The organism is uncultured Stenotrophomonas sp., assembly GCF_945952405.1.
Lineage (GTDB): Bacteria > Pseudomonadota > Gammaproteobacteria > Xanthomonadales > Xanthomonadaceae > Stenotrophomonas.
In genome coordinates, this window is the sequence record NZ_CAMFIA010000006.1 from 1 (window position 1) to 12,584 (window position 12,584).

A 12,584-nucleotide genomic window follows, 5' to 3' on the forward strand; every position below is an offset into this window, starting at 1 on the left:
GCGGCCGGCACTACCGGATGCGGTGCCTGCAGGCCGTCGCTGCTGTGTTCGACCCGGCCCGGTAATACCGGCCGCAGACCGGTACGGGCAGGCGGTCCGGCACGCCGGATTGCCGGCCAGCGGCCGGCACTACCGGATGCGGTGCCTGCAGGCCGTCGCTGCTGTGTTCGACCCATCCAGGTAGCGCCGGCCGCTGGCCGGCATGGGCAGGTGCTACCGGCGGCGCAGGGCGCTGCGGTTGCCGATGTGCGCGCAGGCCAGCAGCACGCCGCCACAGGCGGTCGCCACGCCATGCCACAGCAGCGATTCCTTCAACGAGGGGTACAGCGACGCGGCCAGCAGCAGGATGGCGCCGACGGCGGCGAGCTGCTGCGGCCACCGCTGGTGATGCCGGCGTACGCCCAGCGTGGTGCTGGCCAGGGCCAGCATGGATGCCAGCAGGGCGAACAGCCATTCCCAGCGTGACATCGCCAGCAACACGGTCATCAGGCCATGGCCCGGGTGCTGGAACGAGCGCAGCGCCATCATTGCCGCAGGCACGAAGGCCAGCAGCAGGGGCAGGGCGATGCAATGGGCCGCGCAGGCCAGCGACAGCCAGGCACCGGCAAGATCGAAGCGGGGATGCCAGCGTGCCGAAGCTGGCGGCTGGGCCAGGGCCCTTGCGGGCGTCGTGGGGATGTGGTCCATAATGTTACATAGTAACAATTGGAGCATCCCCATGAAACGTCTTGCTGCGCTTTTCCTGCTGCTGGCTGCCAACGCCGCGCAGGCCCACGAAATCCGCCAGCTGGGTGCGCACGTGCACGGTCAGGCCACGGTCGATCTTGCGCTTGACCAGGGGGCCCTGCAGTTTTCCCTGCAGGCCCCGGGCATCGGCATCCTCGATTTCGAGCGACCGCCGGCCACTGCCGCCGAGCGGGCGTCAGTGGCCCGCGCTACTGCGCTGTTGAAGAGCGGCAGCTGGATCACCCTGCCCACGGCGGCCCATTGCCGCCTGGTCCGCAGCGAGGCCAGCGCCGACGGCTTTGATGCGGCGGCCAGCGCGCCTGCGGCCGGGCAGCATCGCCATGCTGGATTCAGCGCGAGCCTCGAGTACCGTTGCGCCAACCCGGCGGCGCTGCGCGCCCTGGTGATGCGCCTGCCGACGCTGTTCCCGGGCCTGCATGAGGTCATCGTCAACAGCGCGACCGGCAGCGGGCAGGGGCGTAGCGTGCTGAACGCCGCCAACCTGCGCGTGGTCCTGGCGCAGTGAGCGGCACGGCGGTGATCCGGCTGGATGAGGTGCGCTTCGGTTATGGCCCACGACGCGTGCTGGATATCCCGCGCTTGCTGGTTGAGCAGGGTAGCAGCGTGCTGCTGCGTGGCGTCAGTGGTGGCGGCAAGAGCACGCTGCTGGGCCTGCTCGCCGGGGTGCTGCTGCCTGGCAGCGGCCGCGTGGAGGTGGCAGGGCATGCGCTGCAGGGGATGCCCGGGCCGGCACGCGATCGCTTCCGCGCCGACCATCTGGGCGTGATCTTCCAGCAGTTCAACCTGCTGCCGTTCCTCAGCGTGCGCGATAACGTGGCGCTGGGCCTGCGCTTCTCGCGTCGGCGCAGTGAGCGCATCAGTGGCCCGCTGGACGCCGAGATCGCGCGCCTGCTGCGTGCCTTGCAGCTGGATCCCGGCCTGATGCCGCGACGCGCTGGCACCTTGAGTGTCGGCCAGCAGCAGCGCGTCGCCGCTGCGCGCGCGCTGATCGGCCGCCCGGCAGTGCTGCTGGCGGACGAGCCGACCTCCGCCCTGGATCGTGATGCGGCCAGCGCGTTCCTGCAGCTGATGTCCGCGCAGTGCCAGTCAGCCGGGACCACGGTGGTGGTGGTCAGCCACGACGACAGCCTGCAACCGTTGTTCAACCGCACCATTGCGTTGTCGGAGATCAACCAGGCGGGAGGCGCCGATGCTTGAGCTTGCCTGGGCCAGCCTGCGCAGCCGCGCGTTGAGCGTGGGCCTGACGGTCCTGGTCATCACCCTCAGCGTGGTCCTGCTGCTGGGCGTCGAGCGCGTGCGCACACAGGCGCACGAGGGCTTCGCCAGTACGGTCTCGGGCACTGACCTGATCGTCGGCGCACGTTCGGGACCGGTGAATCTGCTGCTGTACTCGGTGTTCCATATCGGCGACCCGACCAACAACGTGTCCTGGCCGTCCTACCAGGCGTTGTCGTCGCTGCCGCAGGTGAAGTGGGCGGTGCCGCTGTCTCTGGGGGATTCGTGGCGCGGCTACCGCGTGATCGGGACCGAAGGCGGCTACTTCGATCATTACCGCTACGGCGCGGGCCATTCGCTCGCGTTCGCACAGGGGCAGCGCTTCGACGACCTGTATGACGTGGTGATCGGGGCGGAGGTCGCGCATGCGCAGAAGGTCGGCCTGGGCAGCGGGATCGTGCTCGCGCATGGCACCGGCGCGGTCACCCTGGCAACGCATGCCGACAAACCGTTCCGGGTGGTCGGTATCCTGCAGCGCACCGGCACGCCGGTGGATTCGTCGCTGCTGGTGTCGCTGGCGGCGATCGAGGCGATCCATGTGGACTGGCGCTCCGGGATGCAGCTGCGCAGCCAGCACGTGAGTGCCGAGCAGGCGCGGCAGCTGGACCTGACCCCGACCAGCATCACGGCCTTCATGCTGGGCCTGAACTCGCGCATCGCCACCTTCTCGGTGCAGCGCGCGATCAATGAGTACCCGGACGAGGCCATGCTGGCGATCCTGCCGGGGGTGACCCTGCAGCAGCTATGGCAGTCGCTGGGTACCGCCGAGCGCGCATTGCGGCTGATCAGTGCGATGGTGGTGCTGCTGGGCATGGTCTCGCTGGTGGCGCTGCTGGTTTCGACTTTGCAGGAGCGGCGGCGCGAGATGGCGGTACTGCGTGCCATCGGCGCGCGCCCGGGCTACATCGGCGTCCTGCTGGTGGTGGAAGCGGTGGCGACCAGCGCGTTGGCCTGCGGGCTGGCGTTGTCGGTGCTGGTGCTCTGCAGTCTGGGCGGGCGTGCCTGGGCGCTGGCCAACTTCGGCCTGTCGATCATCCACGTCTGGCCGGATGGCCGTGAACTGGCGTGGGTGGCGGGCGTGCTGGCGATCAGTGCAGTGGCCGGGCTGGTGCCTGCGGTGCTGGCCTACCGGCGCACGCTGGCCGATGGCCTGTCTGCGGGAGGCTGAGCATGCGCGGGTTGCTGTGCCTACCGTTGCTGCTGGCCCTGGCCGCCTGCGAAAGGCCGGTCGACACCGGCGTGCGGGCGCTGCCGGCGACGCCGGTGATCGATCGGGGGGTGGGCGATGCCAGCGCAACGGGCGCTGCCGAACAGCAGGAACTGGACTGGCTGCAGATGATGCCGAAGGACGAGCTGGCCGCGCTGGAGCGGGGCGAGGGTCCCGAAGTAGAGCACAACGGCAATCGTCGCATGCCGCAGTTCGGCACCTTCCGCACCGTTGATTCGGTGCTGCAGCGGCCGGTGCGCCTGCCGGGTTACGTGGTACCGCTGGCCAATGCGCAGGATGGGCGGCTGTCCGAGTTCCTGTTCGTGCCCTACTACGGTGCCTGCATCCACGTGCCCCCGCCGCCGCCCAACCAGATCGTGCATGTGCGGTTGTCACGCCCGATCGAGATGCCGGACATGTACTCGCCGTTCTTCCTGACCGGCATCCTCGGAGCGGAGCGTCTGGACGATGAACTGGCCGGCTCCGCCTACACCATGCGCGATGCGCAACTGAGGCCGTATGAACCGTGACGCCATCGCCGCACTGCTGGCCTGCCTGTGCCTGGCCGGTTGCACGCAGCCCGGGCACACCGCGGCACCCCAGGCTGCCGACGAGGCGGTGACGCAGCCGGCGGCCAGCGGCACCCCGATCGACCGCTGGGACGCGCTGCGGCCCGACGACGAGAGCTACCAGCGGCCACCGCCGCAGATTGGTCTGGCCCGCAACGGCATGCAGGGCGTGGGTGGGTTGATCGACGACACCGGCTCGGGTACGCCGCCGGGGCAGGAGATCGATCACTCCAGTCCGGACCGGGCGCGGCAGTTCGGTTCTTCGCAGGTGGTCGATGCTGCCGATGGCCGCGCAGTGGATCTGGATGGCTACGTGGTGCCGCTGGGCACCAATGATGCAGGGCTGGTCGATGAACTGCTGTTCGTGCCGTTCTACGGGGCCTGCATCCATGTGCCGCCACCGCCGCCGAACCAGATCATCCACGTGAGCCTGGCCACGCCGATCGCACTGGGTGACCTGTGGGACCCGTACCGGCTGGCGGGCCGGCTGCAGGTGAAGCGCTTCGATGCGGATATTGCCAGCGCCTCGTATGACGCGGCGGCGGCGACGCTGACGGCGATCCGCAACTGATGCGCGCGCGCCGGATCATCGTTGTGGCGGTGCTGGTCGCCGGCCTGGTGACGGCCCTGTGCTGGCAGCGCCGCGCTGCTGTCTCCGAGCCGCCAGCGATCCCGTTCCCGGCGCCCGCGGCGGACGCCCGCCAGCGCATCGAGCAGCGTCTTGTCGAAGCGCCGGCCTTTCGCAACGACGTGCTGTTCCTGCTGGCGGCCACGCTGCGTGATCGCTGCCAACCGGCGCAGGCGGGGCTGCTGGCGCGCATGGCCAACCGCGCCGCGCTGCCGGTGCTGGCGGCGGTCAGCGAAGTGACCCGGCAGGATCCAGCGCTCGACCGGCCGATCTACCAGTACATCCAGCATCGTGCCGATGGCCTGCGGTGTGGCCAGCCGCTGCAGATGCCGTTGGGGGCAGGCCGCAACATGCAGGTGGACATCGAACAGTACGCACGCACGTTTCCCGACAGCTATTTCGATCCGCAGCGCAGCAGTGAGCCGCGCGACTTCGCTGGCCTGTCGCTGCAGCAGCGGGCGGGCAACGCCTGCAACAGCGTGGTGTATTCGGTGCTGCCACTGGGGGGTACCGACTGGCGTTGCAGCGGTCTGCGTGCCAATGCACGGGCCCGGGTGCGCGGGCTGTGCGAAGACGAACTGCGGCGTCAGCACGGCGGGACCGGCGGCGAACTGGACATGGCCGTGGGGCAGGGCATGCAGGCGGCCGTGGTGGCGGCGATGGCCGCGTTGCCGGACGACTGCCGATAGCGGCGGTCCCGGTGCCACGCGTCGCCCGACCCGGTAAAGCCAGGCCATGCCTGGCTGGCTGGCGGGCGGTTCAGTCGCGCAAGCGCGCCTCTACAGATGCTGAACCGGTGGCGCTCGAAGGCCATAACTATACAGGATATCCTGTATAGTTATGGCCGTACTCCATCCCCACCAGGTTCTCCCAATGGCTCTCTCACAGCCCTTGGCCGGTGCTCCGGCCCTGTCGCGTGCCCGTCGCTGGGCGCTGTTGTTCACCGTTGCCGCGGGCCTGCTGCTGGTCACGCTCGACAACTCCGTGCTCTACACCGCACTGCCCACGCTGACCGAGGAGCTGTCGGCCAGTGCCGGGCAGGCGCTGTGGATCATCAACGCCTACCCGCTGGTGATGGCTGGCCTGCTGCTGGGCGCCGGTACGCTGGGTGACCGCATCGGCCACCGCCGCATGTTCCTGATCGGCCTGGTGGTGTTCGGGGTGGCTTCGCTGGCGGCGGCGTTCGCGGGCAGCGCCGCGCAGTTGATCGCCGCGCGTGCCTTCCTCGCGGTCGGTGCAGCAGCGATGATGCCGGCCACCCTGGCGCTGATCGGGCTGAGCTTCCATGAAGCGCGCGAGCGCAACATCGCCATCGCGATCTGGGGCTCGGTGGCGATCGTGGGCGCAGCACTTGGCCCGATCATCGGCGGCTGGCTGCTGCAGCACTTCTGGTGGGGTTCGGTCTTCCTCATCAACGTGCCGGTGGTGGTGATCGCCTTCGCAGCCACCCTGCTGCTGGCGCCGGAAGGCCAGCGCGATACCGCGCGGCCGTGGGACCTGGTGTCCTCGCTGCTGGCGCTGGCGGCGTTGTCCGGGCTGGTACTGGCGATCAAGTCGCTGATCGCCACGCCGCCGTCGTATGCGCTGGGCGCGGGTGCACTGCTGCTGGCCGTGGTCAGCGGCGTGGCGTTCGCACGCCGCCAGCAGCAGCTGCCGTACCCGCTGCTGGATTTCGCGATCTTCCGCAATCCGGCCTTCCTGGCCGGCACGCTGTCGGCGGTGTTCACCCTGTTCGCAATGGCCGGCCTGCAGCTGGTCACGACCCAGCGCTTCCAGCTGGTGGCCGGCTTCAGCCCGTTGCAGGCCGGCCTGCTGGTTTCGGTGGCCGCGCTGGGCAGCCTGCCCAGTGCGCTGCTCGGGGGCAGCATCCTGCACCGGGTCGGCCTGCGTCCGCTGATCTGCGGCGGCCTGGCCGCCGGCGCGGTCGGTGTAGGCGTGGTCGCGTTCGGCTTCCCGCACGGCCTGGGCTGGGTGGTGGCTGGCATGGCGATCACCGGCTTCGGCATGGGGTCGGCGATCTCGGTGGCGTCCACCGCAATCCTCAACAATGTACCGGCACACCGCGCGGGCATGGCCTCGTCGGTGGAGGAGGTGTCCTACGAGTTCGGTGGCCTGCTCGCGGTGGCGATGCTGGGTAGCCTGAGTGCGGCGATGTACGCTGCGTTCCTGCCGGCCTCGGCGGACATGCCGGCAGTGGCCCGCGAAGGTTTCACCCAGGCGCTGCATGTGGCGCGCGAAAGCGGCCAGGCCGAATGGTTCGCGCTGGCCACGGCGGCCTATGACCGCGGCTACCAGATCGTGCTGCTGGTGATCACCGTGGTGCTGGCCGCAGGCGCGGGCATCATCGCGCGCCTGCTGCGCGGCCGTGTCGGCAGCCGCGAAGGTGCGGCCGATCGCGTAAAATGACCGGATGAGAACCAGCAAGCGCGAACGCATCCTCGACGCCGCCGTCAACGTGATCAATCGTGACGGCGTGCGCGCGGTGACCTTCGAGTCGGTGGCAGCGGAGGCCGAGCTGACCCGTGGCGGCCTGCTGTACCACTTCCCGTCGCGCGAAGCGCTGCTGCGCGGCATCGACGAGCACCTGGTGCAGAGTTGGGAAACGTCGATGGAAGCGCTGCTGGGCAAGCGCGCCGACGAGGCGACCTCGCTGGAGCGCTACCAGACCTTCGTGCGTGTGTCGGCGCAGAGCGCCACCCGTGCCGAATTGATGTTCATGCTGGAATCGGCCGACCCGGATGCCGGTGAGCGTCCCTGGGGACCAGCGATGCGGCGCTGGGCGCCGCTGCCGCCTTCGGTGGGTCAGGATGATCCGGCCGCGCTCGACAATTTCGTGGCGCGACTGGCCGCCGATGGGCTGTGGATCTACGAAGCGATGTACGAAGGGCAGCTGGATGAAGGCGTGCGCGCCCGGGTCGCGGAGCGGATCGCGGGCCTGCTTGCCAGCACGACGGGAAAGGGCCCTGCCGGCTGACCCCACCGCAGGGCCAACCGCTGGCCCGCTGCCTCTAGACGCCGGTAGAGCCGGCCGCTGGCCGGCTGCCTCAATGATCCCGGGCCTCACACGGACCTCGAGCAAACGCCGACCCTACCCGGGCTGCTGCGCGGGATCGGCCAGCCATGCCCGTGGCGAAGCGCCCAGGCGCTTGCGGAATGCCTTCGACAATGACGCGGTATCGGCAAAACCGACCTCGATCGCGACCTGCTTGACGGCCACGCCTGCACGCAGCTGTGCACACGCCAGGCTCAGCCGCCAGTCCAGCAGGTAGCTTGCCGGGGTGGCCTGCATCACCTCCTTGAACACTGCCGCGAAGGCGCTGCGTGACATGCCAGCGGTCGCTGCCATGCGGGGCAGTGCCCACGCCTGCTGCGGAGCCTGGTGCATCGCCACCAGCGTGCGCGCCAGGCGCGCGTCGGACAGCCCGCGCATCAGCCCGTGGCTGACACCGGCAGCGTCCGGATGATCCACCACCCAGCGCAGGATCTGGATCAGGGCCACCTCGAACAGGCGATTGGTCAGCAAGCGGGAGCCGCAACGCTGACGGTCGGCTTCGGCGAACAGCAGGTGCAGGGTGTCATCCAGTTCGGCGATCGCCGCCAGCGGCACCACCATTACAGGCGGCAGTGACTGCACGATCGGATTGCGCGCACCACCATCGAAGTCCAGCGTCGCGCAGGTGAAGTCCGGGCCATCCAGCGGCGCGTTGTGGAACACGTGGTGCAACGGCTGCGGGTACAGCAGCAGGCTGGGCGTGTCGATCTTCATTCGCGGTACGACGGCATTGCCGTCGGGATGCCGGACCTCCATCGCCCCCTGGCGCAGGATGTGCAGGAACGCACGTCCGGGGCGGGGGGCGAACACATGGCGCCCACAGAGCGGGCCGCTGTGGAACAGCGCGGCCTGGACGCGGAAGCGTTCCAGCAGCGAGGACAGGCGATCGGGGGCGAACGTGTCTGCGGGGGCAGGGGCGGCATTCATGGACGAATGGACAATATGACCGGCTTATAAGGTGCAAGGCGTCCAGCGAGTCTACCTAGGATGGCCGGGTCGTCCAATCCTGGGCGCTTTCCCAAGGAGATCCACCATGTCCCGTGTCCCCCTGATCGATGCCTCCGCCACCACCGCCGACCGCCAGGCCCTGCTGGGCCAGGTCCACGCCGCCTTTGGTGCCACTCCGGCGATGTTCCGCGCCGTGGCCAATTCCCCGGCTGCGCTGCAGAGCATGTGGCGTTCATTTGGCGCGCTGGGCGCTGGCCGCCTGTCTCCGCTGCTGGGCGAACAGATTGCGGTGGCCATCGCCAATCGCAACGCCTGCGAATACTGCCTGGCTGCGCATACGGCGCTGGGCCGCAAGGCCGGCGCCAGCAGCGAGCAGATGGCTGCTGCGCAGATTGGCCAGTCCAGCGATCCGGCCACCGCGGCCGCATTGGATTTCGCGCTGAAGGTGGTTGAGCAGCGCGCACAGATCGCCGCCGACGACGTCCAGGCGCTGCGTGAGGCCGGCTTCGATGACGAGCAGGTCGTCGAGATCCTCGCCCATGTGGCGCTCAACCTGTTCACCAACTACGTCAACGTGGCCTTCGACGTGCCGGTGGACTTCCCCAGGGTGGCGTTGCGCTGAGGCGGGGTATGGCCCGGGTGGCAATCCGCTGCCCGGGCTGGTTGGCGTGGAGACGACGGGCCGGGATGGCGCTACCGATCGTCCGCGCGCAAACGCTCGGGATGGGTATACACATTGAAGCCGCTGTCCCTGGCGAACCCGACCAGGCACAGCCCGGCGCTGCGGGCGAGGTCGATCGCAAGTGCGGTCGGTGCCGACACGGCCGCCAGCACGCTGGCGCCAGCGCGCACCGCCTTGCTGACCATCTCGTAGCTTGCCCGGCTGGAAATCACCAGCAGGCCACCGTCGATCGCATGCTCGTTGTGGTGCAGGGCACCGATCAGCTTGTCCAGCGCGTTATGGCGGCCCACGTCCTCGCGCACCCAGCCGATGCACCCGCTGGCATCGGCCCAGGCCGCAGCGTGGGTCGATCCGCTCACCGCGTTCATCGGCTGATGCTGTGCCAGCGCGGCGAGCGCGCGCTGCAATGCGGAATGCGGATAGCTGCGACGCTCGCGGATCTGCGGCAGAGGCCGCAGCACGTCCTCCAGCTGCCGTGTGCCGCACAGGCCACAGCCACCGCGACCGGGCAGCAGGCGACCGTTGGCCGGATCCAGGTCGGCGCCAGGGGCGTCTGCGCTGACCGCCATCTGCAGCTCGATGCCCTCCAGCTGCGGCACTACGTCGATGGACAGCAGCTGCGAGGGGGCGTTGATCAGCCCTTCGCTGAGCGAGAACCCCAGCGCGAAGTCTTCCAGGTCGCAGGGCGTGGCCATCATCACCGCGAAGGCGGCGCCGTTGTAGCGCAGCGCCACCGGCACTTCCTCGGCCACCACATCGATCTGCTGCTGCGGCCCCTCGGCGCGCCAGCGCTGCAGCGGGCGCTGCGCGGTGCCGGCAGGCGGGGTAGGCGGCGGTAGCGAATCAGGCATGCAGCGCGTCCGGGCAAGGGAGATGTGCAGATGGCCGACCACCTGCGTTTTCGAGGATAGCGCAGTGGCAGTGTGCTGACGTGGGTGTAACCGTTGCCATGCCAGGCTGCACTGAAAACGGCAGGTGCCCTCTGGCGAAGTGGCGAGGGCCGTGCTTGACTGTGGGGCTGGCGCGCTGCCCAGCGGGCAGCCGGCCTGCATGCCGTCGTTCCCTGCTGCCGTTGCTTGCTGCGCTCCTCCCGCCAGGTACCCGAACATGTCCGAGCAGAAGCCGCCACGATACAAGCCCTACAACCAGCCAGCCGGTGGCTGGGGTGCTGCCGGCGCCACCGCCAAGGTGCTGCTGCAGCAGAGCGTGATCGGCAAGGGCTCCAAGGCCCTGCTGGCGATGAACCAGCCTGGCGGTTTCAAGTGCCCGAGCTGTGCGTTTCCCGATGCCGACGAGCGCAAGAAGCTGGAGTTCTGCGAGAACGGCGCCAAGGCGCTGGCCTGGGAGGCCACCCGGTTCCGGGCCGGTCGTGAGCTGTTCGCACAGCACACCGTCACCGAGCTGATGGCGCAGACCGACTACTGGCTGGAGATGCAGGGGCGGTTGACCGAGCCGATGCGCTACGACGCGGCCAGCGATCACTACGTGCCCTGCAGCTGGGATGACGCGTTCGCGCTGATCGGCCATCACCTGCAGGCACTGGACAGCCCGCACCAGGCCGAGTTCTACACCTCCGGGCGCACGCCCAACGAGGCCGCGTTCCTGTACTCGATCTTCGTGCGCGAGTTCGGCACCAACAATTTCCCGGACTGCTCGAACATGTGCCACGAGCCGACCAGCCGTGGCCTGCCGCCGGCCATCGGGGTAGGCAAGGGCACCATCGTCCTGCAGGATTTCGAACATGCCGAGGCGATCTTCGTGATCGGCCAGAACACCGGCACCAACTCGCCGCGGATGATGAGCAACCTGGTGGAAGCGCGCAAGCGTGGCATTCCGATCGTGGCGGTCAATCCGATGCCCGAGCGCGCGCTGATCCGCTTCGCCGAGCCGCAGGACGTGGTGCAGATGGCCACGTTCGGCTCGACCGAGATCACCAGTGAGTTCGTGCACATCCGCATCGGCGGTGATCTGGCGCTGATCAAGGGCATGATGAAGGTGATGTTCGAACGCGAAGCGCAGGGCGAGCGCGTGCTCGACCATGACTTCCTGGCTGAACACACCGAGGGTCTGGAGGCGCTGCGCGAGGATGTGATGGCGCAGGCGTGGGAGGACATCGTGCAGGTCTCCGGCATCACGCAGGCGCAGATCCGCCGCTGTGCCGAGATCTACATCCGCTCCAACGCCACCGTGATCTGCTATGGCATGGGCCTGACCCAGCATCAGTATGGTTCGACGTTGCTGCAGCAGGTGGCCAACCTGCTGCTGCTGCGCGGCAACTTCGGCAAGCCCGGCGCGGGCATCGGGCCGATCCGTGGCCACTCCAACGTACAGGGTGACCGGACCGTCGGCATCGACGAGAAGCCCAAGCCCGCGTACCTGGACCGCGTGCAGCAGGTATTCGGCTTCAATCCGCCGCGTGAACACGGCCACCACGTGGTCGAGTCCATCGAGGCGATGCTGGCCGGGACTGCCAGGGTGTTCATCGGCCTGGGCGGCAACTTCATCCATGCCGTGCCGGACACGCCGCGCGCCTACGAGGCCATGCGCGGGCTGGACTTGACCGTGGGCATTGCGACCAAACTCAACCGCGGGCATCTGGTGCACGGACGCGACGCCCTGATCCTGCCGGTGGTCGCGCGTTCGGAGCGGATCGTCACGGCGGCCGGCGAGCAGTTCGTGACCATCGAGGATGCGATGTCGAACGTGACGGCGTCGCGCGGGGTGCTCGAGCCGGTCAGCGCGGAGGCATTGCCCGAGGTGGAGATCGTCTGCCGCATGGCAATGGCCGCGCTGCCGCACAGCCGGGTCGACTGGGCGCGCTGCATCCACGACTACGCGTTGATCCGCGACCTGATCGCGGCGGTGTACCCGGAGATCTATGCCGGCTTCAATGACCGTATCCAGCAGCCGCATGGCTTCCACCTGGATATTCCGCCGCGCCGCCGGGTCTGGCCGACACCGAACGGCAAGGCCAACATCCTGGTGATGCCGGGCCTGGACGTGGACGACCCGGTGCATGATCCGGACATGCTGCGGCTGGCCACGGTGCGCTCGCACGACCAGTACAACACCACCATCTACAGCTACAACGATCGCTACCGGGGCGTGTACAACGACCGCATGGTGCTGTTCATGAACATCGAGGACCGGCTGGCGCGCGGGCTGGAGAAGGAAGCGCTGGTCAGCCTGGAGACGATCAGCGGGGATGGTGTGAACCGTCGCATCGATGGCCTGACCGTGCTGGACTACCCGATGCCGCGCGGCGCGCTGGCCGGCTACTACCCGGAACTGAACCCACTGCTGCCGCTCGATTACTACGATCGGATCAGCGGCACGCCCGCGGCCAAGTCGATCCCGGTGCGGATGCAGCGCAGCACCCCCCTGTAGAGCCGAGCCGATGCTCGGCTTGGGGGCGGGTCGCGATGTGCAGCAGCCGAGTATCGGCTCGGCGCTACAGGGACAGCGGCACACCTGTG

General features: G+C 68.7%; 13 protein-coding genes. 10 read left to right on the plus strand and 3 right to left on the minus strand.

Features of this window, described 5'->3' with window-relative positions; translation table 11 throughout:
* Positions 1-213: 213 nt before the first annotated feature.
* On the minus strand, positions 214-687 hold the full coding sequence (locus Q0P60_RS07765) for a MerC domain-containing protein (protein WP_294990629.1): 474 nt from the start codon (positions 685-687) through the stop codon (positions 214-216).
* A gap of 31 nt (positions 688-718) precedes the next feature.
* Here Q0P60_RS07765 and Q0P60_RS07770 point away from each other — a divergent pair, with 31 nt between their 5' ends.
* The 8 genes from Q0P60_RS07770 to Q0P60_RS07805 all read left to right on the plus strand — a co-directional run bounded on the left by Q0P60_RS07770 (position 719) and on the right by Q0P60_RS07805 (position 7,400).
* Positions 719-1,252 (plus strand): DUF2796 domain-containing protein, encoded by a 534-nt coding sequence (locus Q0P60_RS07770; RefSeq protein ID WP_294990632.1) that lies wholly within the window; start codon positions 719-721, stop codon positions 1,250-1,252.
* Positions 1,249-1,944: an ATP-binding cassette domain-containing protein gene (locus tag Q0P60_RS07775; RefSeq protein ID WP_294990635.1), complete on the plus strand. Its 696-nt coding sequence runs from the start codon at positions 1,249-1,251 to the stop codon at positions 1,942-1,944. The genes Q0P60_RS07770 and Q0P60_RS07775 overlap by 4 nt, the downstream gene beginning before the upstream one ends.
* Positions 1,937-3,190 (plus strand): ABC transporter permease, encoded by a 1,254-nt coding sequence (locus Q0P60_RS07780; protein WP_294990638.1) that lies wholly within the window; start codon positions 1,937-1,939, stop codon positions 3,188-3,190. Before Q0P60_RS07775 ends, Q0P60_RS07780 begins: the two co-directional genes overlap by 8 nt.
* Positions 3,191-3,192: 2 nt before the next feature.
* Complete coding sequence (locus Q0P60_RS07785; RefSeq protein WP_294990641.1) at positions 3,193-3,759, plus strand: DUF3299 domain-containing protein; 567 nt, start codon at positions 3,193-3,195, stop codon at positions 3,757-3,759.
* Entirely contained in the window at positions 3,749-4,369 is a 621-nt protein-coding gene (locus Q0P60_RS07790) for a DUF3299 domain-containing protein (protein ID WP_294990644.1), read from the plus strand. The genes Q0P60_RS07785 and Q0P60_RS07790 overlap by 11 nt, the downstream gene beginning before the upstream one ends.
* Entirely contained in the window at positions 4,369-5,115 is a 747-nt protein-coding gene (locus Q0P60_RS07795) for a hypothetical protein (protein WP_294990647.1), read from the plus strand. The genes Q0P60_RS07790 and Q0P60_RS07795 overlap by 1 nt, the downstream gene beginning before the upstream one ends.
* 184 nt (positions 5,116-5,299) lie before the next feature.
* The gene (locus tag Q0P60_RS07800) at positions 5,300-6,832 is read left to right on the plus strand and encodes an MFS transporter (protein WP_294990650.1); all 1,533 of its coding nucleotides are present in this window, start codon (positions 5,300-5,302) and stop codon (positions 6,830-6,832) included.
* A 4-nt stretch (positions 6,833-6,836) separates the two neighbouring features.
* Positions 6,837-7,400, plus strand: coding sequence for a TetR/AcrR family transcriptional regulator (locus tag Q0P60_RS07805; protein ID WP_294990653.1), 564 nt, complete (start codon positions 6,837-6,839; stop codon positions 7,398-7,400).
* 114 nt (positions 7,401-7,514) lie between these two features.
* On the opposite strand, the gene Q0P60_RS07810 is transcribed toward Q0P60_RS07805, so the two are convergent.
* The gene (locus Q0P60_RS07810) at positions 7,515-8,405 is read right to left on the minus strand and encodes an AraC family transcriptional regulator (RefSeq protein ID WP_294990656.1); all 891 of its coding nucleotides are present in this window, start codon (positions 8,403-8,405) and stop codon (positions 7,515-7,517) included.
* A gap of 106 nt (positions 8,406-8,511) precedes the next feature.
* On the opposite strand from Q0P60_RS07810, the gene Q0P60_RS07815 reads away from it, so the two are divergent.
* Positions 8,512-9,048: a peroxidase-related enzyme gene (locus Q0P60_RS07815; RefSeq protein WP_294990660.1), complete on the plus strand. Its 537-nt coding sequence runs from the start codon at positions 8,512-8,514 to the stop codon at positions 9,046-9,048.
* Positions 9,049-9,119: 71 nt separating this feature from the next.
* On the opposite strand, the gene fdhD is transcribed toward Q0P60_RS07815, so the two are convergent.
* Positions 9,120-9,959: a formate dehydrogenase accessory sulfurtransferase FdhD gene (fdhD, locus tag Q0P60_RS07820; RefSeq protein WP_294990663.1), complete on the minus strand. Its 840-nt coding sequence runs from the start codon at positions 9,957-9,959 to the stop codon at positions 9,120-9,122.
* Positions 9,960-10,215: 256 nt separating this feature from the next.
* Here fdhD and Q0P60_RS07825 point away from each other — a divergent pair, with 256 nt between their 5' ends.
* A complete protein-coding gene (locus Q0P60_RS07825) occupies positions 10,216-12,495 on the plus strand; it encodes an FdhF/YdeP family oxidoreductase (protein WP_294990666.1) in 2,280 nt (759 codons plus the stop codon).
* Positions 12,496-12,584 lie beyond the last annotated feature (89 nt).